20 protein-coding genes are annotated in these 22,359 nt (G+C 65.6%); 10 read left to right on the forward strand and 10 right to left on the reverse strand.

The window, feature by feature from the left end; all coding sequences use genetic code 11:
- Positions 1-47: 47 nt before the first annotated feature.
- A complete protein-coding gene (locus EWH12_RS08540; protein ID WP_129926311.1) occupies positions 48-1,238 on the reverse strand; it encodes a serine hydrolase domain-containing protein in 1,191 nt (396 codons plus the stop codon).
- A 132-nt stretch (positions 1,239-1,370) separates the two neighbouring features.
- Here EWH12_RS08540 and EWH12_RS08545 point away from each other — a divergent pair, with 132 nt between their 5' ends.
- From EWH12_RS08545 to EWH12_RS08560, 4 genes are all read left to right on the forward strand, one after another.
- Positions 1,371-1,883 (forward strand): RNA polymerase sigma factor, encoded by a 513-nt coding sequence (locus EWH12_RS08545; protein ID WP_066603067.1) that lies wholly within the window; start codon positions 1,371-1,373, stop codon positions 1,881-1,883.
- 55 nt (positions 1,884-1,938) lie between these two features.
- Complete coding sequence (locus tag EWH12_RS08550) at positions 1,939-2,883, forward strand: FecR family protein (protein ID WP_129926312.1); 945 nt, start codon at positions 1,939-1,941, stop codon at positions 2,881-2,883.
- Entirely contained in the window at positions 2,867-5,314 is a 2,448-nt protein-coding gene (locus EWH12_RS08555) for a TonB-dependent receptor (RefSeq protein ID WP_129926313.1), read from the forward strand. The genes EWH12_RS08550 and EWH12_RS08555 overlap by 17 nt, the downstream gene beginning before the upstream one ends.
- A 97-nt stretch (positions 5,315-5,411) precedes the next feature.
- On the forward strand, positions 5,412-8,627 hold the full coding sequence (locus tag EWH12_RS08560) for an autotransporter outer membrane beta-barrel domain-containing protein (RefSeq protein WP_129926314.1): 3,216 nt from the start codon (positions 5,412-5,414) through the stop codon (positions 8,625-8,627).
- A gap of 144 nt (positions 8,628-8,771) precedes the next feature.
- On the opposite strand, the gene EWH12_RS08565 is transcribed toward EWH12_RS08560, so the two are convergent.
- The 5 genes from EWH12_RS08565 to gatC form a co-directional block, all read right to left on the reverse strand.
- Entirely contained in the window at positions 8,772-9,350 is a 579-nt protein-coding gene (locus EWH12_RS08565) for a hypothetical protein (protein WP_129926315.1), read from the reverse strand.
- Positions 9,351-9,429: 79 nt separating this feature from the next.
- Positions 9,430-10,929, reverse strand: coding sequence for an Asp-tRNA(Asn)/Glu-tRNA(Gln) amidotransferase subunit GatB (gene gatB / locus EWH12_RS08570; RefSeq protein WP_129926316.1), 1,500 nt, complete (start codon positions 10,927-10,929; stop codon positions 9,430-9,432).
- Positions 10,926-11,351 carry a hypothetical protein gene (locus EWH12_RS08575; protein ID WP_129926317.1) on the reverse strand — a complete coding sequence of 142 codons (426 nt, stop codon included), beginning with the start codon at positions 11,349-11,351 and terminating at the stop codon, positions 10,926-10,928. Before EWH12_RS08575 ends, gatB begins: the two co-directional genes overlap by 4 nt.
- Before the next feature lie 41 nt (positions 11,352-11,392).
- Positions 11,393-12,877: an Asp-tRNA(Asn)/Glu-tRNA(Gln) amidotransferase subunit GatA gene (gene gatA, locus EWH12_RS08580; protein ID WP_129926318.1), complete on the reverse strand. Its 1,485-nt coding sequence runs from the start codon at positions 12,875-12,877 to the stop codon at positions 11,393-11,395.
- 1 nt (position 12,878) lies between these two features.
- On the reverse strand, positions 12,879-13,166 hold the full coding sequence (gatC, locus tag EWH12_RS08585; protein WP_066603089.1) for an Asp-tRNA(Asn)/Glu-tRNA(Gln) amidotransferase subunit GatC: 288 nt from the start codon (positions 13,164-13,166) through the stop codon (positions 12,879-12,881).
- Positions 13,167-13,298: 132 nt separating this feature from the next.
- Here gatC and EWH12_RS08590 point away from each other — a divergent pair, with 132 nt between their 5' ends.
- The 3 genes from EWH12_RS08590 to EWH12_RS08600 are packed head-to-tail and all read left to right on the forward strand — an operon-like array spanning position 13,299 to position 15,335.
- Positions 13,299-14,417 (forward strand): DUF3089 domain-containing protein, encoded by a 1,119-nt coding sequence (locus EWH12_RS08590; RefSeq protein WP_129926319.1) that lies wholly within the window; start codon positions 13,299-13,301, stop codon positions 14,415-14,417.
- 32 nt (positions 14,418-14,449) lie between these two features.
- On the forward strand, positions 14,450-14,923 hold the full coding sequence (gene ruvX / locus EWH12_RS08595) for a Holliday junction resolvase RuvX (RefSeq protein ID WP_066603098.1): 474 nt from the start codon (positions 14,450-14,452) through the stop codon (positions 14,921-14,923).
- 1 nt (position 14,924) lies between these two features.
- Positions 14,925-15,335, forward strand: coding sequence for a Rap1a/Tai family immunity protein (locus EWH12_RS08600; protein WP_129926320.1), 411 nt, complete (start codon positions 14,925-14,927; stop codon positions 15,333-15,335).
- A 66-nt stretch (positions 15,336-15,401) separates the two neighbouring features.
- On the opposite strand, the gene EWH12_RS08605 is transcribed toward EWH12_RS08600, so the two are convergent.
- Positions 15,402-15,785, reverse strand: a complete 384-nt coding sequence (locus EWH12_RS08605) for a MerR family transcriptional regulator (protein WP_066603103.1) — start codon at positions 15,783-15,785, stop codon at positions 15,402-15,404.
- A gap of 68 nt (positions 15,786-15,853) precedes the next feature.
- Here EWH12_RS08605 and EWH12_RS08610 point away from each other — a divergent pair, with 68 nt between their 5' ends.
- Positions 15,854-16,618, forward strand: a complete 765-nt coding sequence (locus tag EWH12_RS08610) for a glutaredoxin family protein (protein ID WP_129926321.1) — start codon at positions 15,854-15,856, stop codon at positions 16,616-16,618.
- A 52-nt stretch (positions 16,619-16,670) separates the two neighbouring features.
- Here the strand turns inward: EWH12_RS08610 and EWH12_RS08615 are convergent, their stop codons facing one another.
- The 3 genes from EWH12_RS08615 to serB all read right to left on the reverse strand — a co-directional run bounded on the left by EWH12_RS08615 (position 16,671) and on the right by serB (position 19,552).
- On the reverse strand, positions 16,671-18,131 hold the full coding sequence (locus tag EWH12_RS08615) for a L,D-transpeptidase family protein (RefSeq protein ID WP_242495995.1): 1,461 nt from the start codon (positions 18,129-18,131) through the stop codon (positions 16,671-16,673).
- Positions 18,132-18,223: 92 nt separating this feature from the next.
- Positions 18,224-18,478, reverse strand: a complete 255-nt coding sequence (locus EWH12_RS08620) for a hypothetical protein (protein ID WP_066603109.1) — start codon at positions 18,476-18,478, stop codon at positions 18,224-18,226.
- A gap of 198 nt (positions 18,479-18,676) precedes the next feature.
- The gene (gene serB / locus EWH12_RS08625; RefSeq protein ID WP_129926323.1) at positions 18,677-19,552 is read right to left on the reverse strand and encodes a phosphoserine phosphatase SerB; all 876 of its coding nucleotides are present in this window, start codon (positions 19,550-19,552) and stop codon (positions 18,677-18,679) included.
- On the opposite strand from serB, the gene miaA reads away from it, so the two are divergent.
- Positions 19,551-20,495, forward strand: coding sequence for a tRNA (adenosine(37)-N6)-dimethylallyltransferase MiaA (gene miaA / locus EWH12_RS08630; RefSeq protein ID WP_129926324.1), 945 nt, complete (start codon positions 19,551-19,553; stop codon positions 20,493-20,495). The genes serB and miaA overlap by 2 nt on opposite strands.
- A gap of 104 nt (positions 20,496-20,599) precedes the next feature.
- Positions 20,600-22,351 (forward strand): acetolactate synthase 3 large subunit, encoded by a 1,752-nt coding sequence (locus tag EWH12_RS08635; RefSeq protein WP_129926325.1) that lies wholly within the window; start codon positions 20,600-20,602, stop codon positions 22,349-22,351.
- The last annotated feature ends 8 nt before the right edge of the window (positions 22,352-22,359 follow it).

The following is a 22,359-nucleotide window of genomic DNA, read 5'->3' on the forward strand; positions in this document are numbered from 1 at the left end:
AAGAAATATCGGCTGTTTTCAGCCGTTTTCGCTGGAACCTTGCGCCGTTATCGCCGTAGAACCGCCCCTGCCACACCGACGCGCAGTTCGGCGCGCACCGGATAGGTGCTGGATGGCAGATGCTGGGTCATGAAAATGCCGATCAGCCGTGCGAGGGGATCGATCCAGAAATAGGTCGAAAAGACGCCGCCCCAATAATATTCCTGGCTTTCCATGCCCATGGCGAAGCCCAGGCCAAAGCCGACGTCCTGATAATCCGCTTCGCTGAACATCGCGCTGGACATGGTGGACAGGTCGCCACCGCCCGGCAACTGGTTGCTGCGCATCTGCTCCACCGTCTCCGCCGCCAGCAGCCGCACGCCGTCCAACTCGCCGCCGCGCAGCAACATGCGGGCGAAGCGATGATAGTCCGCCGCCGACGAGACCAGCCCGCCGCCGCCCGACAGGAAACGCCCCGTCCGCCGCCAGCCGCTGCGCGCGCCGATGTCCGCGATGGCAAGGCCGCCCGCCTCGTCCAGCCGCCAGGCGTCCGTCATACGGTCCGCCTTGTCATCGGGCAGGACGAAAGTCGTATCGACCATGGCCAGCGGATCGAAGATGCGGGTGCGGAACATCGTCTCCAGATCCATGCCCGACAGTCGCTCGACCACCACGCCCAGCACGTCGCTCGACACCGAATAATTCCAACGCTCGCCCGGCGAAAATTCCAGCGGCAGGGTGGAAAGGTCCGCGACGAACTGGTCGGAGGTCCGCTTCTGCTGGAACTCGTCCAGGCCCAGCTTGCGATAGCGCGCGTCGATCGGGGTCTGGCGTTGCAGGCCATAGGTGAGGCCCGACGTATGCCGCAGCAGGTCGATCATCAGCATCGCCCGTTTGGGCCTGGCGCGATTGGCCTGCCCCACGCGCAGGTCGGCAAATTCGGGGATGACGTCGGTGACGGGCGTATCGAGCGCGACCCTCCCGGACTCCACCAGCATCATGAAGGCCACGGACGTGACCGGCTTGGTCATCGACGCGATGCGAAACAGCGCGTCGTCGCGCAGCGGTTCGCCGGTCGCCCGCGCCGCGCCGCGCGTCACCGCCACCAGCGGCCGTTCGTCGCGCGACAACAACAATTGCATGTGCGGCAGCTTGCCGGTCGCCAGATAGGTGCGGTCCAGAAAGCCGACCAGCGCCTCCAGCCTGTTGGCGTCCATCCCCGCGGCCTGACACGCCGCCCTGTCTACACCATCCGTCATGCCGATCCTCTTGTCGTGCCGGTCCGCGCTAACCCAGCGACGCCGACAGGTAAACAGCTTGGCCGTTGCCAAGACCCCACCCGCCCCTCTATGGCAACGCGCCAGAACCGCTTACACTGGACCACCACAGGCATGGCCACCGGCCTCTCCGCAATCTTCATGGCCAACCGCGCCGCCCTGCTCCGCTTTCTGCGCGCGCGTGGGGCGGGCGAAGATGCCGAGGATCTGTTGCAGGATATGTGGATGAAGCTGGAGGCCAAGGATCTTGGCCCGGTGTCCGATCCGCTGCCCTATCTCTATCGCATGGCCAATAATCTGATGCTGGACCGTTATCGCTCCGCCACCCGGCGCGAGCGGCGCGAACAGGATTGGGCGGAGGGCGCGGGCGGCGTGATGGCCGACCCGACCGAAGATATCGCCGTCGACGACCGCATGGTCCTCAACGAACAACTCGACCAGGCCCGCGCGGTGCTGCGCGACCTGGGGCCGCGGGTCGAAATGGTGTTCCGCCGCTTCCGGATCGAGGGAGTCGGCCAGCGCCTGATCGCCGACGAACTGGGGGTTAGCCTGACCACGGTGGAGAAGGACTTGCAAAAGGCCTATCGGGCGATGCTGACGCTCAAGCAGACACTGGATACGGAATGAGCAGGCTGGCGGCGTCTGCCCTAGTACGGGGCGCAAAAGAAACGGGGCTGGAGCCATGATGAACGAGGAAGCGCTGGGCTGGGTCGTCCGCACGCGCGATCCCGACTTTGCCGATTGGGACGGCTTCACCGCATGGCTGGAGGCTGATCCTGCCCATGCGTCGGCCTATGACGCGATGATGCTGGCCGACAGCGAGTTGGACAGCATCCTGCCGCCCGAACCCGTCGTAATGCCGGTCGCGGCGAACGATCCGGGCGTGCGCACGCGCCGTCCCCTGCGCTGGATCGGCGGCGGCGCGATTGCCGCCGCACTGGTTGCAACTGTCTCGATCGCTGTCCTCAACCGCAGCGATATCTACAGCGTCACCACCCGCCCCGGCGAAACCCGCGTCATCGCACTGGACGACGGCACCAGCGTCGCACTCAATGGCGGCACGACGATGCGCTTCGATCGCAAGGATGCGCGTTTCGCCGCGCTCGACACGGGCGAGGCCGCCTTCACCGTGCGCCATGACGCCGCCAACCCGTTCCGCGTGACCGTGGGCGATACGGTGTTCGAAGATGCCGGCACGATATTCAACATCGTCCATACCGACGCCGCGACCCGCATCGGCGTGTCCGAAGGCAAAGTGATCTACAATCCGCAGGCCGAAGCGATCGCCCTGCCCGCCGGCCGCGCGCTGGCGGAAGATGCGCAGGGCCTGCGCGTCATGGACATCGCCCCCGCCGCGGTCGCCAGTTGGCGCCAGGGCCGGCTGGTCTATGCCAATGCCGCCGTGGGCGACATCAGCCAGGATATCGGCCGATCGCTGGGCGTCACGCTGACCGCGACGCCGGGCGCGCGGGCGATGCGCTTTACCGGCACGATCCGGCTGGACCGCGATCCGGCGCTGTTCTTTGCGCAGGCCGCGCCGCTGATGGGGCTGACCGCCGTGCGGCGGGGCGATGGCTGGCTCTTGCAGGAAGGGCCGACTAAGGAAGGGAATGGGCCGCAGAGCTGACCTCCTTATCGTCACCGCCCCCGCAATCGCGATCGTCTTAGCGACGGCAACGCCCGCATCCGGGGCGGAAAGACAGGCTATCAGCATCGCCCCCGGCAGGTTGGGCGAGGCGGCGATAGCGCTCGGCCGTCAAACCGGCGCCAGCATCGGCATGTCGGACCAGTCGCTGGCCGGCATCCGCACCCCCGCCGTGCAGGGCCGGATGAGCGCGGAAGCCGCGCTGAAACAGCTACTAAAGGGCAGCGGCGCGAAGGCGCAGCGGATTGGCGACAATGGCTGGCGCATCGTGCGCGCCCGCGTCGTGCGCCCCTCGCCATCCGCCGCGCCCGCCCCGATCCAGGCCGCCCCGGTCGCCGAACAGCCCGCCGCAGAAATCATCGTCACCGCCTCCAAGCGCGACACGCCCCTGCCCCGCTATGCCGGCATGGTGGAGGCGCTGGATGGCGGCCTGTTCAGCGCGGCGGAGGCGGCGGGCGGCACCGCCACTTTGCTGGCGCGCGTCGCGAGCCTGAGTTCCACCCATGCGGGCGCGGGCCGCAACAAGCTGTTCATCCGCGCCATCGCGGATTCGGGGGTCGCCGGACCGACCCAGGCGACCACCGGCCAATATCTGGGCGACATGCGCCTGAACTATGCCGCGCCCGACCCGGACCTGAAGCTCTATGATGTCGGCCGGGTCGAGGTGCTGGAGGGGCCGCAGGGTACGCTCTATGGCGCGGGATCGTTGGGCGGCATCATTCGCGTCATGCCCAACGCCCCCAATCTGGCCCAATATGGCGGACAAATGTCGGCCGGCCTGTCCGCCACCCAGCATGGCGATCCGGGCGGCGACATCAGTGCGACGCTCAACCTGCCGATCGTGTCGGAAAAGCTGGCGCTGCGCGTCGTGGGCTATGGGGTGCAGGATGGCGGCTATATCGACGACGTCAATCGCGGCAAGGATGACGTCAACCGCACCCGGACCTATGGCGGCCGCGCCGCGTTGCGCTTCGCGCCCGACGCCGACTGGACCATCGACCTGAATGGCGTCTACCAGCATATAGACGGCGACGACGCCCAATATGCGACCCGGTCGGTCGGGCGTCTGCAACGCGCCTCCGCCGTCGCCCAGCCATATCAATCGGACTATCTGCTCGGCAACCTGCGGATCGAGAAACAGTGGGACAATCTCCGCTTCGTGTCGTCCACCGGCTATGTCCGCCATGTCCTGGCCGAAAGCTATGACGCGACCCAGCCGGGCGGGCCACCCGCCCTGTTCCGCCAGCGCAACAAGGTCGCCATCTTCACGACCGAAAACCGGCTGGTGCGTGACCTGGACAATGGGCTGGGCTGGATATTGGGCGCCTCCTATCTGCAAAGCACGTCCGACCTCAATCGATCGCTCACCTCCTTCGGCACCGCCGAGATGCAGCCCGTCATCATCCCCGGCGTCGCGATGTTCGGCCGCGGCATGGCCGCACCGGCGACCGGCGTGCGCAACATGGTCAAGGAAGCGACCCTGTTCGGCGAAGCCTCCTTCGAGCCGGTCAAGGGGCTGATCGCGACCTTTGGCGGGCGCCTGACCAACAGCCGCCTGTCGGGCGAGGCGCTCGATCCGGTCGCCGCGCTTTCCGACAGCGAACTGGCGCGGGCGGAGGCGCAGGCCGACCGCAGCGAAACGATCTTCCTGCCCTCGGCCTCGATTCTGACCGACGCCATCCCCGACGTGACGCTCTACGCCCGCTTTCAGCAGGGCTTTCGCCCCGGCGGCCTGGCCGTCGACGACCAGCGGGTGCGCCGATTCCAGAACGACCGCGTGTCCACCGTGGAGATCGGCGCGCGCAAGGGCGTGCCGGGCCGCGACCTCTTCGCCGCGAGCGCCAACATCGCCTATACCGACTGGCGCAACATCCAGGCCGACGTCACCGACCGCATCGGCCTGCCCACCACGGCCAATATCGGCGACGGGCGCATCTATACGGTCGAAGGGCGCATCGTCGTGCGGCCGACCCCGGCGATCACGCTCGACGGCAGCATCATCTATAATGACAGTCGCCTGACCCAGCCCAACGACTATATTCGCGCGCTATCCTATGACGGCCGGTCGCTGACCCTGCCCAATGTCGCCAATCTGGGCGGCCGGATCGCTGTCGATTATAATGCGCAAGTGGGCGACGCCATGCGCTTCCATCTGTCCGGTTCGGCCCGCTATGTCGGCAAGTCGCGGCTGGGTGTCGGCCCGATATTGGGTCAGACCCAGGGCGATTATGTGGACACCAGCCTGTCCGCCAGCCTGACGCGCGGTCCCGTGCAATATTCCCTGTCGCTGACCAACCTGCTCGATAGCAATGGCAATCGCTTTTCATTAGGCACGCCGTTCGACCTGCGCACTGACTATTATACGCCGCTGCGCCCGCGCACCATCCGTGTCGGGGTCGATTTCGCTTTCTGAACAACCATTCATCGCATCGCCTGACGGAAGCCACGGTCTGGCGTCGTCCCATGCGCACGCGCGCACTTGATACAGCGCGACACGCAGAGGAGACATCATGCGACATCTATTGGCCTGCACGGCGATCGCGCCCGTGCTCGTGGCCCTTACCGTGGCCGACGCGGCAGCAGAGACCACCATCAGCACCGCCACCACGACCGCCGTCAAGACCTCCACCATAGCCAGCGGCGCGGCCGACGACATCACCATCGGTTCGGCCGGCTCCATCACGCTCACCAGCGGCGCCGCCGTCACGGTCGACAGCGACAATGACGTGTCGAACACCGGCGCCATCACCATCAACGACGCCGATAATGTGACCGGCATCCTGATCGCGCCGGGAACGACCGGCAATATCACCAACAGCGGCACCATCACGCTGACGGAAGACTATAGCGCAGAGGATGAAGACGACGATGGCGATATCGACGGCGCGTTCGCCGAAGGCGCCAACAAGAAGGGCATCTGGATCCAGTCCGGCGCAGGCCATATCGGCGACATCGCCCATAGCGGGACAATCACGATCGAGGGCAACCAGTCGGCGGGCATCCGCCTGGACGGCGCACTGACGGGCGACCTGTCCACCAGCGGCGCCATTTCGGTCGTTGGCGACAACAGCCATGGCGTATTGGCCAATGACGTCACCGGCGACGTGACGTTGCGTGGATCGACGTCGGTGTTGGGCGCCAACAGCATCGGCGCGGCGCTGCTGGGCGATATCGACGGCGCGCTCAAGATCCAGGGCACGATCGTCAGCACCGGCTATCGCAGCACCACCCGGCCGACCGATACGGACGATCTGGACGCCGACGACCTGCTCCAGGGCGGATCGGCCGTGGTCATTGCCGGCAATGTCACCGGCGGCGTCATTTTCGACGTGCCGCCGACCGCCAGCGACGATGATGACGAGGACGATACCGACATCGATGATGACGGCCTGACCGACAGCACCGAAGGCGCCGCGTCCGTCGTCACCTATGGATCGGCCGCAGCGGTGCAGGTCGGCGCGGCCGACAGCGCCACGACGATCGGCGCGGTGGCGGCCGACAGTTCAGGCTATGGCCTGATTGTCAATGGCGCGATCGCCGGCTATGGCATCTATGACGGCGTAGACGCCAACGGCCTGGTCGTGGGCGGCCTGGGCGGCGACGTGACCATCGCCAAGGGCATATTGGTCGATGGCACGGTCGCGGCGATATCCTATGACAGCAACGCCACCGCGCTGCGGCTCGGATCGGGCGCCAGCACCGGCACGATCGAGGTGAGCGGCGCGGTGGGCGCCACCGGATCGGCGCTGGAAAACACCAGCGCGCGCGGCATCGTGATCGACGCCGGCGCTTCGGTGGATGCGATCAAGGTCAGCGGTACGGTCGGCGCGAGCGCGTCGAGCGACGAGGATGGTACAGCCATCGCCATTCTCGATTCGTCCGGCACCCTATCCAGCCTCAGCAATACAGGCGCGATATCCGCCGACGGCGGCGCGACCAATATCGCGATCGATCTGAGCGCCAATGGCAGCGGCGTCACCGTGACGCAGGCGCTGGCCTCCTCCACCGCCACCGCCCCCAGCATCATCGGCGACATCCGCCTGGGATCGGGTAACGACGTGCTGACCGTATCGGCCGGCGCGATCACCGGCGACCTCAGCCTGGGCGCGGGGAATGACAGCGTCTCGCTGTCGGGCACGTCCAGCCTGACCGGCGACATCGCCTTTGGCGCGGGCAATGCCAATCTGACGCTGGCGGACGCCGCCGCCGTCACCGGGGGCGTCGATTTCGGCGGCGGCGCGGGCACGCTGACGCTGGGCGGCGCCTCGTCGCTGACGGGCGCGATCAGCAATGGGGGCAATATGGCGGCAGTGCTGAACGGCGGCACGCTGAACGCCACCAATAGCGGCGCCGTGGCGCTCGCTTCGCTCGCCGCCAGCGGCACCTCCACGATCGGCGTCACCATCGACGCCGCCACCGGCGTCAACACCGTCTATGACGTCGCCGGCGCGGCCAGATTCGCCACCGGCTCGCAGGTGAAGGTCAACCTGACCGAAGTGGGCGGATCGGCCGGCGACTATGTCATCGTGCGCGCCGGATCGCTCACCGGATCGCCGACGCTCGGCGCCACCACGCTGCTGCCCTATATGTTCAAGGGCAGCGTCGCGGGGGACAGCACGGCTGGCACCGTCACATTGTCGATCGCGGCCAAGACAGTATCGGAACTGGGCCTGAGCGGATCGACCGCCAGCGCCTATTCGGCGATCTTCAACGCGCTGGACAATGACGCCGACGTGGCCGATGCCTATCTGGCGGTGACCGACGGATCGACGCTGACCGCCAATCTGCGCCAGATGCTGCCCGACCATGCCGGCGGCACCTTCGAAGCCGTTACGTCGGGATCGCGCGCGACCGCCCGCATCCTGTCCGACCCCAATGGCATCTACCGCACCAAGGACGGCCGTCTGGGCTTCTGGCTGCAACAGGTCGCCTTTGGCAGCGCCAAAAGCGTGGGCAGCACCGCCTCCTACGACATCAACGGCTGGGGCGCGGGCGGCGGCCTGGAATATCTGAGCGACATTGGCGCGTTCGGCGGTTCCTTCGCCTATATCCATGGCAGCGACAGCAGCGGCAGTTCCAACAATGCGGTCGATTCCGACCAGTTCGAACTGGCGGCGCACTGGCGCGGCCAATGGGGTCCGCTGCTCAGCTTCGCCCGCCTGTCGGCAGCGCGCATCAAGTTCGACGGCAGCCGCCATTTCGAAAGCGGCGATGTCGTGCGCACGGCGGACGGCAACTGGAACGGCACGCTGCTGTCCGGCACGGCCGGGGCTTCCTATCAGTGGCAGATGGGCCGTTTCGGCCTGCGTCCCGCGGTCGGCATCGACTATTACCGGCTCAAGGAGAATGGCTATAGCGAAAGCGGCGGCGGCGATGCGTTCAACCTGACCGTTCTGGGCCGCACCAGCGACGAACTGACCGCCAACGGCACAGTGACCGCAGGCTACGACTTCGGCAGCCTCGACAAGGCGGATGGCTGGGTCCGGCTGGAACTGGAAGGCGGGCGTCGACAGATCGTGGGCGGGTCGCTGGGCGACACCAGCGCGTCCTTCAAGGATGGCGACCAGTTCACCCTGGTCGCCGAAGACCGCACCAATGGCTGGACCGGCCGCGCGCGCCTCTATGGCGGCACCGACACGTTCCGCGTGGGCGGTGAATTCGGCGCGGAAGAACAACAAAATCACGTCGCCATCTCATTTCGGGCGACGGTTAACTTCGTCCTGTGACGTCTTGAACAGGAAAGGACGGGCCACACCCCACAGACCCTCCCGGTCCGTCCCTTCCGCTCCGGCAATATCCCTCCCCAAGGGCGCCGGACATAAAAGAGGGGCGTCGCCGGCCCCCCGGCGGCGCCCCTTTTCTGTGGGCGGCTACTGCGAACCTTGGCTGATCTGGAGCAGAAGCCGGTTCAGCGCTTCCCGCATGATGTCGTCAGGCGGCATCGCGTCATTCTTGCTAAGGTCGATTTGAAGCCGGAAGACCTGTTTTTCAGCAGGCGTGCCGGGTCCGCGCGACCAAGCGAAAACAAAATCCGCCTTGCCCGAAAGCGCCTGAGTATCGCCCATACCAAAGACACCCCATGACTTGGCGCACAGCTGGACCCGAAGTCCCTGGAAATGGATTTGCAAATCGGCAAACGCCCGGCCGGTGCCATCCTGTTCGGACGCGGCCTGTCGCACCATCCTCGCCAGATCTCGCTGTGATCGTACGAAATCCTTGCCGCGTACCGTGCCTTTGGGAAGACACAACAGACCGGCGCGAACCGGACCAACTGCAGATTCAAGCGGAAAATCGATAGATGTCGTGATGGTTCCACTATCGACGTGCCCGGATTTCAAGGCAGCATCGGCTGACGCCGAAACCGTATCCCCTTCGGCCGAATTAGGTCGCGCTTCCACGCTTGCAGCATGAACCAGCGCGACCGATGCTAAGCATGATAGAAATTTCATGGTCCCTCCGCGCCCAGGACCATGAAAGCCAATTTCAGCGTCTACTCAAGTCAGAATGTGGCGGTGCGACGCCGGAGCATCAGCCCGCCAGCGCCTTCTTCACCAGTTCGTTGACGACCTGTGGGTTCGCCTTGCCCTGCATCGCCTTCATCGTCTGTCCCACGAAGAAGCCGAACAGCGCTTCCTTGCCGCCGCGATACTGCTCGACCTTGTCGCCATTCCGGGCAAGCACCTCAGCCACCGCCGCCTCGATCGCGCCAGTGTCGGACGTCTGCTTCAGCCCCTTTTCCTCGACGATCTTGCCGGGCTTGTCGCCGGTTTCGAGCATGATCTCGAACACCTGCTTGGCGATCGTGCCGCTGATCGTGCCATCGGCGACCAGCGCCAGCAGTTCCGCGCCGTCGGTCGGGCCGACCGGGCTGGTGTCCAACGTCTTGCCCAGCCGGTTGAGCGCGCCATAGAGTTCTGACAATAGCCAGTTGGCCGACGCCTTGGCGACGTCGCTCTCGCCCTTGCCCTGGATGCGCGCGGCCTCGCTCACCAGCGTCTCGAACCAGCGCGCCGTGTCGGCGTCCGCGGTCAGCGTCGCGGCGTTATAGGCGGACAGGCCAAGCGCCTGCTCGTACCGCTTGCGCTTGACGTCGGGCAGTTCGGGCAACGAAGCCCGGCACGCCTCAAGAAACGCATCGTCCAGTTCCAGCGGCAGCAGGTCGGGATCGGGGAAGTAGCGATAATCATGCGCATCTTCCTTCGACCGCATCGACCGCGTCTCGTTGCGGTCGGGATCATACAGCCGCGTTTCCTGCACGATCTTGCCGCCCGCTTCCAGCACGTCCACCTGGCGGTTCGCCTCATGCTCGACCACGGCCATCACGAAGCGCACCGAGTTGACGTTCTTCGTCTCCGTGCGGGTGCCAAATTCCTCGCCGGGCTTGCGCACGGACACGTTGACGTCGGCGCGCATCGACCCCTGGTCCATATTGCCGTCGCAGCTACCCACATAGCGCAGGATCGTCCGCAGCTTCGCCAGATACGCCCCGGCTTCGGCGGGTGAACGCATGTCGGGCTTCGACACGATTTCCATCAGCGCCACGCCCGACCGGTTGAGGTCGACATAGCTACTGGTGGGATGCTGGTCATGCATCAGCTTGCCGGCATCCTGCTCGACATGGATGCGCTCGACACCGATGACCTTGGTGCTGGTGTCGGGGTTCTTTTCGTCCAGCACGATCTCGACCTGCCCTTCGCCCACGATCGGGTGATAGAGCTGGCTGATCTGATAGCCCTGCGGCAGATCGGCGTAGAAATAATTCTTGCGGTCGAAGCGCGACCATTTGTTGATCTGCGCGTCGATCGCCATGCCGGTGCGCACCGCCTGACGAATGCATTCCTGATTGGGCACGGGCAACATGCCGGGCATGGCCGCGTCGACCAGGCTGACCTGCGTGTTCGGTTCCGCTCCAAAGGCCGTGGCGGCGCCGGAGAAGAGCTTGGCGTTCGACGTCACCTGCGCATGGACTTCCAGGCCGATCACGACCTCCCACTCGCCGGTTGCGCCCTGGATGCGATAGCTGCTCATTTTTTCCGTCTGCTTCTGTTCCGGTGATTAATATAGTTGATGATCGTCAATACGGTGTTGCTCATCAGCAAAGCGCCGATCCAGCATTCGCTGAGAACCCGCAGGACGACCACCTCGAAACCCAATTCCCCGCCCGCACGGAAAGCGTAAAGGCCTGCGATCAGGGCGACCAGGGCGAACATCGCGCCCATGGTGAAATCGCCCCGCAGCATGACCGTGTTGCCGACGCACAATCCCAGGATGGAAATGGCGATCAAGATGAAGAAGCGGGCCAGGGTGGCATGATTGTAGGAATGATGGTCGATATTGGCCAGGGAATTGCCGACATAAGCGCTCAATATGGCACCGAACGCAAGATTGAGCGCATTATGCGCTTCCATGAGGACGATCGCGTTGCGTTCATAGAAACCGCCTGACTTCATCGTCTCGCCCCCATGCCATCATGTCTTGCGTCGCTCAGACCTTACCACCACTTGTCCGCCCGCGCGGTAAAGCCCGCCCGTTCCTCGATCGCCAGACCCGCGTTCAGAACCGTCTGCTCGTCCAGCGCCTTGCCGATGATCTGGAGGCCGATGGGCAAACCCTGGCTGTCCAGCCCGCCCGGCACCGCCATCGCCGGCAGTCCGGCCAGCGACGCCGGCACGGTGAAGACGTCGTTCAGATACATGGCCAGCGGATCGGCCTGCTTTTCGCCCAGCGCGAACGACGCGCTTGGCGCGGTCGGGGTCAGCAGCAGGTCGCATTGTTCGAACGCCAAATCGAAATCGCGCGCGATCAGCGCCCGGACCTTCTGCGCCTGCGTATAATAGGCGTCGTAGAAGCCCGCCGACAGGACATAGGTGCCGATCATGATGCGGCGCTTGACCTCCGGCCCGAAACCGGCGGCGCGGGTGGCGGCATACATATCCTGCAAGCCTGCGCCATCGGGCAGGTCGCGCTGGCCATAGCGCACGCCATCATAGCGGGCGAGGTTGGACGAGGCTTCGGCAGGCGCGATGATATAATAGGCCGGCAGCGCATATTTGGTATGCGGCAGCGACACGTCGACCACCTTCGCGCCCGCATCCTTCAGCCAGGCGATGCCGCGATCCCACATGGCGGAGATTTCTTCGTTCAGGCCATCGGGGCGATATTCGTTGGGAATACCGACCGTCTTGCCGCGCAGGTCGCTCGACAATCCCGCTTCCCACTGGGGCACGGCCAGGTCGAGGCTGGTCGAATCCTTGGGATCGAATCCTGCCATCGTCTCCAGCAGGATCGCATTGTCGCGCACCGTGCGCGCCATCGGCCCGGCCTGATCGAGCGAGGAGGCGAAGGCCACGATGCCCCAGCGCGAGCAGCGGCCATAGGTCGGCTTGATGCCCGAAATGCCGGTGAAGGCGGCGGGCTGACGGATCGATCCGCCGGTGTCGGTGCCGGTCGCCGCCGGACACAGCCGCGCGGCAATCGCCGAAGACGAACCGCCCGAAGACCCACCGGGCGCGAGGGCGGCATTGCCGCCGTCATTGCGTCGCCAGGGCGAGATCACATTGCCATAATAGCTCGTCTCGTTGGACGATCCCATCGCGAACTGGTCGAGGTTCAGCTTGCCCAGCATCCCCGCGCCCGCGGCCCACAGCTTGCCCGACACGGTCGATTCATAGGTCGGCACGAAGCCTTCCAGCATGTGGCTCGCGGCGGTGGTCTGCGTTCCTTGGGTGCAGAACAGATCCTTCATGCCGATCGGCACGCCGGCCAGCGCGCCCAGCGTTTCGCCCGCGGCCTTCGCCTTGTCCGCGGCATCGGCGGCTTCCAGCGCCTTGTCCGGCGTTTCCACGATGAAGGCGTTCAGCGCCTTGGCGGCGGCGACATTGGCGTTGAAGCCTTCCGCCACTTCGCGGGCCGAAAAATCGCCCGCGCGGAAGCCGTCGCGAATTTCCGCGACCGTCAGATCAGTCAGATTGCTCATATTATTCGATCACCTTGGGCACCGCGAAAAAGCCATGTTCGGCCTGCGGCGCATTGGCCAGCACCTTGTCGCGCACATTGCCGTCGGTGACGACGTCCTGGCGCAGCCTTTGGTGGTTGGGGATGACGGCGGTCATCGGCTCTACGCCGGTGACGTCCACCTCGCCCAATTGCTCCACCCAGCCAAGGATGTTGTTGAGTTCGGGCACCATGGCTTCGGCTTCGGCGTCGGTCACCGAAATGCGCGAGAGGCTGGCGATCTTTTTCACGGTTTGAAGGTCTATCGACATGGGCCGCCGCTACCACCCGCGCCGGTCCGCTTCAAGCGCGTTTCACAGGCTCCGCCCGCATGGCCGCTTTAGCGCCTCTTGCGCGCGCCTGCCCCATGCGCCAGACAAGGGCGACAATTTCGGAGAGCATGGGTGGCCCGCAAATTCCTCTATATCATCGCGACCCTGGTCGTGCTGGTGATCGCCGCGCTGCTCATCTACCGCATATGGGGGATGCAGATCATCCGCCTGGTGATGGTCCCGCGCGAAGCCTTTACCCAGCTCCAGCCGCTGCCCGCTAACGCTTATGACAGCGCCGATATGTGGCTGGCGCGGCCCGACATCGTGAAGGATAATGTCGCGCTCTGGACTCCCGCCGGGGTCACCACGCCCAACACGAGCCAGAAGGCCGCCATTTTCTTCATCCACCCGACCAGCTACATCACCACCTTTGGCGACGCGCACTGGAACGCCCGGATCGGCGACAAGGAAGCGGACGCCACCGCCCGCCGCTTCGTGATGGGGCAGGCCAGCGCCTTCAACGCCGCGGGCGCGGTCTGGGCGCCGCGCTATCGCCAGGCCAATTATGGCGCCTTCCTGACCGACAAGCCGGCCGGCGACCAGGCATTGGCCGCCGCCTATCGCGACGTGGCCCAGGCCTTCGCCGCCTTCCTGAAGGCCAATCCCACCGGCCCGCTGATCCTGGCCGGCCATAGCCAGGGGTCGCGCCACCTGTTGCAACTGCTGCGCGAACAGGTGGCGGGCAAGCCGGTCGCCGACCGCATCGCCGCCGTCTATGCCGTGGGTTGGCCAGTATCGGTGGAGGCGGATCTGCCCGCGCTCGGCCTGCCCGCCTGCGGCCGGCAGGACCAGGCGCATTGCATCGTCAGCTGGCAAAGCTATGCCGAACCGGCCGATCCCTCCGCCGTGGTCGAAAGCTTCGAGCGCAAGACCGGCTATACCGGCAAGCCCCGCAAGGGCACGCACATGCTTTGCACCAACCCGATCACCGGCGCGTTCAACGGCGCGGCCCCGGCCAGCGCCAACAAGGGCACGCTCGACGCGCGCGAACAGGGCCAGCCGCCCAAGCTGCTCACCGGCATCGTCCCCGCGCGCTGCGACACCAGCGGCGTGCTGATGATCGGCGAGCCGGTCGACATGGGTCCGTTCACCCTGCCGGGCAACAATTACCACGTCTATGATTACAGCCTTTTCTGGGGCAATGTGCGCGAGGATGCGCAGAAACGACTGGCGGCTTTCACCGGCAAGTGACTCTTGTCTGAAGACGTGGCAGGGCGAACGCCATGACACTGGTTACAACGGATCGCGCGGCCTTCCGCGCGGCGCTGCCGCAGGGCGGACGGCTGATCGGCATGGATGTCGGCACGAAAACGATCGGGCTGGCGCTGTGTGACGCCGAATGGTCGATCGCCAGCCCCGCCTACACCGTCACGCGCGGCAAGTTCAGCAAGGACAAGATCGGCCTGGCCGCCTTCATGACGCAGCAGAATGTGAAGGGCATCGTCATCGGCCTGCCGCTGAACCTCGACGGCACCAATAGCCCGCGCAGCCAGTCGAGCCGCGCTTTTGCCCATAATGTCGCGGACCTGGGCTGCCCGGTGCTGCTGTGGGACGAACGCTGGTCGACCCAGGCCGTCACCCGCACCCTGCTGGAAGCCGACGCCAGCCGCGCCCGCCGCGACGAACTGGTCGACAAGCTCGCCGCCAGCTATATCTTGCAGGGCGCGATCGACGGTCTGGTGGCGGGAATGGAGTGAGATGACCATGCAGCCCCGCCATCTTCTCTACGCCGTCCTCCTCGCCACCGGCGCGGGCCTGCCGGCCGCGGCGCAGGCCGGCTTCTACAGCGGCGACGAACTCTACGCCGTCTGCACGACCGACAAGGATGGCAAGGATTATTTCGAAAAATCCTATGAATGCGTCGGCTATATCAGCGGCGCGGTCGATGCGTTCAACACGACGCGGGAGGCCAACAAACTGAAAAGCTGCATCCCCGGCGACGTGACGATCAACCAGTTGCGCGTGGCCACGGTGGATTATCTGGGCAAGAACCCGATCGACCGCAAGAAATCCGCCTCCTCCCAGGTCTTCGCCGCGATCCGCAAGGCCTGGCCCTGCGCAAGTGCGGCCAAGGCGCCGGCGAAGAAGAAGAGCCGCAAGAAGCGCTGAGGGCGGTTGGCAGAAGGGCGCGGCGCTTTTGGGTAGGTAGACTCTACTCCGCCTGTTATTCCACTCTCACCCCTCGAACGCCGCGATGATCGGGCACGGCCCTTCCTCGCTCGCATGACATTCCCGCGCCAACCGCTCCAGAGCGCTCCGCGCCGCCTGCAATTCGGCGATCTTAGCGTCCAGCGCCGCGATCCGATCCGCCGCCAGCGCCCGCGCCCGCGCCCGGTCCTGTCCGGCGTCCAGTTGCAGCAACTCGCCGATCTGCTCCAATGTGAAGCCTGCCCCCTGCGCCGAGCGGATGAAGCCCAGCCGCCGCGCATCACTGTCACCATAGCGGCGCACGCCCTCGCCCCGCTCTGGCGTGTCGAGCAGGCCGCGCCGCTGGTAATAGCGCACCGTCTCCACATGTACCCCGGCCGATCGGGCCAGTGTGGAAATCGTCATGCTCATCTCTTGACTCCGTACCATGATACGGCCCCTATATGGGGCGCATCCGTCCCATGACCAAGGATGCCAAGATGACCAGCCCCGACCCCAAAACCGGCGAACGCAGCGCCAGCATCTATCGCATGGTGATGCCCGGCCATATCTGCCCCTATGGCGTCAAGGCGCGCTGGCTGCTTAAACGCCATGGCTATGATGTGGACGATCACTGGCTGAAGACCCGCGCGGAAACCGACGCATTCAAGGCGCAGCATGACGTCAAGACCACGCCGCAAATCGTCATCGACGGTCAGCGGATCGGCGGCCATGACGATCTGCGCCGCTATCTCGGCCTCAAGGTCAAAGACCCCAACGCGACCAGCTATGTGCCGGTGCTGGCGGTGTTCGCCGTGGCGGCGCTGCTGGCGCTGGCGGTCAACTGGCTGACCTTCCTGCCGCTGCTGTCCTTCATGACGCTGGAGCGGTTCGTCGCGATCGCGATGATGCTACTCGCCATGCTGAAATTGCAGGATGTGGACCGGTTCGCGACCATGTTCCTGAACTACGACCTGCTCGCCCGTCGCCTGCCGCCCTATGGCCTCGTCTATCCCTTCCTGGAACTGGGCGCGGGCGTGCTGATGCTGACGCGGACGCTCGACTGGCTCTCGATCCCTGTCGCCCTGTTCATCGGCGGCATCGGCGCGGTATCGGTGTTCAAGGCGGTCTATGTCGAAAAGCGCGAGCTCAAATGCGCCTGCGTCGGCGGTAGCAGCACCGTGCCGCTGGGGTTCGTGTCCTTGACCGAGAATGTGATGATGATCGCGATGGCGCTGTGGATGGTGGCTGGGATCGGACATTAAAGCCAGCACCCGTTCGGGCTGAGTTCAGGGCGAACGGGTTTACAAATTCGTCCTACTCCCCGTCCCGCCCATAGACATCGGGCAGGAACTGCACCCCCTGCGCGGTCGGCACGGCGGTCAGATAGGTCAGGAACACCGGCACCGGCTGGGGCAGCGGTTCATGCTGTTCGGGCGCATCGCTGTCGGTCGTCGGCGTCTTGCCAAAGAACCAGCGCCCCAGCCGCTGCGCATCCTCCAGCCGGACGCAGCCATTGCTATAATGGCGATCCTCCTTGGCGAACAGGTCGCGCTGGGGCGTGTCGTGCAGGTAGATGCCCAGGTCATTGGGGAACATGAACTTGATCCGCCCCATGGCGTTGTTGCCGCCCGGCAACTGGCGCACGCGCACTTCGCTCTGCCCGGCCGCCACCGCCCGCCAGTCGATCGCGCTCTGCGCCAGTGGCGCGGGGTTGGCGCTCCAGTCGGACAGCGCTTCATAACGCAGGCTTTTCAGCGACGCGCCGCTCAGGATCTTGGGCGCAACCTTGCGCTCCACCAGGTCGGACGGAATGTTCCAATAGGGGTTGAGCGTCGCATAACGGATCATCCCCGCCATCATCGGCGTCTGCGTTTCCTTCGTCCCGGCGACGACCTTCATCGTGCCGTCCAGCGCGCCCTTGCTATAATACCATAGCCGCGCCGATGCGGCGTCCACCACGACATGGCGGGTCCATGGGCCGGGCAGGACGCGCGCCCGTTCCAGATTGAGCGCCAGCAGCCGGTCGTAGCGGTCCGGCCCGTCGTTCAGCGCCGCAATCGTCATCGCGCCGGCGACGCCGTCGGGCTTGAGGCCATGGTCGGTCTGGAACGCCTTCACCTTCGCCGCCAGCGCCTTGTCATAGGCGACGCCGTCCGACAGGCCGAGCCGATGGCGCAGCAGCGTGATTTCTGGCGCCTTGCCGCCGGGGCGCAGCTTGACGCCTTCGGGGATCTGCACCGCGGGCAGTCCGCCCCATGTGTCGAGATAATGCGCCCGCGCGCTGCGCAACCGCATATAGAGCGCACTCATCCACCCGGCGGTCTGGATATAGTCGGTGAGCGATGGGGCCAGCGATGCGGCGCGCACGACATCTGCCGGGCTGGGCGGTTTGGGTTCCGCCTCCTGGTCGATATAGCGCATCTTCACGCCCCTGGCCGGGCGGCGCATGTCGGCGACCAGCGCGGCGAAGGCGCGCGACAGAGCGAGGTCGGCGCGGGCCAGCGCCTTGGTATTGCCCTCGGTGTCGGCCACGTCGATCAGGCGCTTGAGGTCGCGCGCGTCATAGTCGCGCGGGCTCAGGCCATCGGCCTCGCTATCCGCGATCAACGCCAGAAGCGCGTCGGCCTGCGGCCCGATGCGATCCTGTTCAACCCAGAGCGGCCAGAAACCGCGCGGGCTGTAGAAATCCCTGAGCTTGCCGCTGACGCCCGCGCGAATTTCGGCGGCGACGCTCGATTGGGCGGCCTTGTCGGCCGCGGCGCCCTGCGCCTGCACCCCGTGGGGAATTACGGCGGCGGCCAGCAGACAGGCAAGCAGCGAAAGCGAAGGGGCGCGACGAACTCGCCGCGCCCGAAAAACCGCGTGGATCAGCCGCGTTCTCCCCGGCGCGTCGGCGGCGGTGGCGGTGGCGGCGGGCAGGGCGGACCCTGGACGGCGTGGTAGATGCCATCGGCGGTATAATAGCCATCGACATAGCCGTCGCCATCGCGATCGGCCGCGACGGTGCCGGCGATGGCGCCGGGTCCGACCGGCGGCGCGGCCGTGACCGGCGCCTCATTCTTGGCGCAAGCGCTGAGCGCCAATAGCCCGCCAGCGGCCAAAGCCAGATATTTATAGTGCATAGAAACTCCCTGAACGCCTGGGCGGCAGGCCGCCTTGCGCCGTTAGACTCCTCGCCGCGACCCATGCGGCTCGATCCCAACGTGCGGGCACGGAATAAAATCCATTACTCGAACGAAATGACGATGAAGCGTGGCCGATCAGCGGCGAGCCGCCATAAGCAGACGAAGGTGTTCCCGCGTAGGCGGGAACACGCTGCCCTACTCAGCCCATTCCGCCGAGGGGATGCCCTGCGCATAGAGCAGCACCGACAGGTCGCCATGCACGATTTCGGCGGCGGCGGCGGCACGCGTCACCGGCTTGGCGTGATAGGCGACGCCCAGCCCCGCGCCCTGGATCATCGGAATGTCGTTGGCGCCATCCCCCACCGCCAGCGTCAGCGCCCGGTCGATCCCGCCCGCGATCGCCGCCTCCAGTTCCGTCCGCTTGCGCGCGGCGTCCACGATGGGCGTGGTCACGGTGCCCAGCAAGGCGCCGTCGGCGATCTCCAGCACATTGGCGACGTTCGCGTCGAAACCGATCTCGTCCGCCACCGGCCCGGTGAAGCGGGTGAAGCCGCCCGACACCAGCAAGGTCTTCGCGCCCCGCGCCTTCATCGTTCGGACCAGCGCCTTGGCCCCGCCCATGACGACCACGCGCTCTTCCCTGCACTGGTCGATGGCGCTGTCGGGCAGGCCCTTGAGCAGCGCGACCCGGCCATGCAACGCGCCCTCGAAATCCAGTTCGCCGCGCATCGCCCGCTCGGTGATTTCGGCGATCTGCGGCTTGATGCCCGCATAGTCGGCCAGTTCGTCGATGCACTCGACGGTGATCATGGTCGAATCCATGTCCGCGATCAGCAGCATCTTTGCGCGGCCCTCTACCGGCTGGACGATCACGTCCACCTTGTCGCCCACGCCGGTCAGCGCCGCGCGGGCCGCGACCGGATCGATCGTGAAGAAGAGATCGGCGGCCTTGCCCTCGTCCAGCCATGCGACATCGCCCGGTTCGCAGCCTGCATTGCGCAACCGATCAGCGGCGGCGGCAATATCCCCCTGCCCGATTCGATCACTTGCCACTAAGGTCGCGACGAACATGCACACTCCTGAACCATCTTCGAGCGAATCCCGCCCGCGCGTCGCGCTTATTGCCGGACCCACCGCCAGCGGCAAGAGCGCGCTGGCCATCGCGCTCGCCAAAGCCACCGGCGGCATCGTCATCAATGCCGACGCCAGCCAGGTCTATGCCGACCTCGCCATCCTGTCCGCACGGCCGAGCGCGCAGGAGATGGGCGACGTCCCCCATCGCCTCTTCGGCCATATCGATGGCGTGGAGGCTTGCACCGCCCCGCGCTGGGCGGCCGAGGCGAAGGCGCAGATCGATGCGGCCCATGAGGCTGGCAAGCTGCCGGTGCTGGTCGGCGGCACCGGCCTTTACATCCGCACCCTGTTGGACGGCATCGCCCCGGTGCCGGAGATCGACCTCGACATCCGCGCCACCGTGCGCGCCCTGCCGGTCGCCGACGCCCATGCCGCGCTAACCCGCGAAGACCCCGAAGCCGCCACCCGCCTCGCTCCGGCCGATGCCACCCGCGTCGCCCGCGCGCTGGAGGTGGTGCGATCCACCGGCCGACCGCTCAAGCTATGGCAGCAGCATAAGGCAGGCGGCATCGCGGGCCGCATCACCCTGGCCCCCATGATCCTGCGCCCGCCGCGCGACTGGCTGGTCGACCGCTGCGACCGCCGTTTCGCGCAGATGGTCGAGGCTGGCGCGATCGCCGAAGTGGAGGCGCTGCTGACCCGCAACCTCCACCCCGACCTGCCGGTGATGCGCGCGATCGGCGTGCCGGAGATCGCCGCCTATCTGCGCGGAGACAGCGATCTGGACAGCTGTATCGCGAAGGCGACCCTGGCCACCCGCCAATATGCCAAGCGCCAATATACCTGGTTCACGAACCAGCCCCCGCCGACTTGGCCGCGCGAGGAACGAGAGATAGATGCCAAAATTACCGACGAATTAGTAATTAAATTACAACGATAGGGGTTGACCCGTCATTTTATGTCCACTAGAGGCAGCCTCCTTGCCATCGCAGGCGTGCTGTCGCAAAGGACGTCGCCCTGCACCTAGAACAGAAGGATTTTATCGTGGCCGAAAAGAGCGGCGCGGACATATTGGTTGAATGCCTGATCGATCTCGGTGTCGAGGTCGTGTTCGGCTATCCCGGCGGCGCGGTGCTGCCGATTTATGACGCGCTCTACAATCATCCCACGATCAAGCATGTGCTGGTCCGCCACGAACAGGGCGCGACCCACATGGCGGAGGGCTATGCCCGATCGACCGGCAAGCCCGGCGTCGTGCTGGTCACGTCCGGTCCCGGCGCGACCAATGCCGTCACCGGCATCACCGACGCGCTGATGGATTCGATCCCGATGGTCGTCATCACCGGCCAGGTGCCGACGCAACTGATTGGCACCGACGCCTTCCAGGAAGCCGACACGATCGGCATCACGCGCCACTGTTCCAAGCACAACTATCTGGTCAAGACGCCCGGCAAGCTGGCAGAAGTGATTCATGAGGCGTTCCATATCGCCACCACCGGCCGCCCCGGCCCGGTCGTCGTCGATATCCCCAAGAACGTCCAGATCGCGACCGCGCCCTATGCGAAGCCGCAACTGAAGGTCCATGCCAGCTACCGTCCGCAGACGAAGGCGGACGCGGCGGGAATCGACGCGGCGGTCGAAATGCTCGCCGCGGCCGAACGCCCGGTCTTCTACACCGGCGGCGGCGTCATCAACTCCGGCCCGCAGGCGAGCGCCTTGCTGCGCGAACTGGCGGCGCTGACCGGCGCGCCCGTCACATCGACGCTGATGGGCCTGGGCGCCTTTCCCGCGTCGTCCGAGCAATGGCTGGGGATGCTGGGGATGCACGGCACGTTCGAAGCCAATTGGGCGATGAACCAGGCCGACCTGATCCTGTGCATCGGCGCCCGGTTCGACGATCGCGTCACCGGCCGTCTGGACGCCTTTGCGCCGGGCAGCCGCAAGGTCCATATCGATATCGACCGCAGCTCGATCAACAAGATCGTCGATGTCGATGTTCCCATCGTCGCCGACATCGCCAGCGCGCTGGAAGACATGATCGCCCTTTGGAAGCAGCGCAATCACAGACAAGTCGATCTGACGCAATGGTGGTCGCGGATCGATGGCTGGCGTGCGAAGCGCAGCCTGGACTATGCCGAAAACGGCGTCGAGATCATGCCCCAGCGCGCGATCGCGAACCTCTATGCCGCGACGCAGGCAACCGGCAAGGACGTCATCATCACCACCGAAGTCGGCCAGCACCAAATGTGGGCGGCGCAGCATTTCGGCTTCGACGCGCCGAACAAGTGGCTGACGTCCGGCGGCCTTGGCACCATGGGCTATGGCTTCCCGGCTGCGATCGGCGCGCAGATGGGCAATCCCGACAGTATCACCATTTGCATCGCGGGCGACGCCTCGATTCAAATGAACATCCAGGAACTGGGCACCGCCAGCCAGTATCGCCTCCCGGTGAAAATCTTCATCCTGAACAATGAATATATGGGCATGGTTCGCCAGTGGCAGGAACTGACCTATGAAAGCCGTTACTCCAACAGCTATTCGGACAGCCTGCCCGATTTCGTGAAGCTGGGCGAAGCCTATGGCTGGACCGGCATCCGGATCGAGGGGCCGCAGGAGCTGGAGGCCGGCATCCGCCAGATGCTGGAAACCGACGGTCCGGTGATCGTCGATTGCCGCGTCGCGAAAATGTCCAACTGCTTCCCGATGATCCCGTCGGGCGCATCCCATACCGACATGCTGCTTGATCCCAACCAGATTGCCGGCGTGATGTCGGACGAGGCGAAGGCGCTGGTATGATGGCCGTC

The sequence above is a fragment of the Sphingobium cupriresistens genome (assembly GCF_004152865.1).
GTDB classification, from domain to species: Bacteria; Pseudomonadota; Alphaproteobacteria; order Sphingomonadales; family Sphingomonadaceae; genus Sphingobium; species Sphingobium cupriresistens.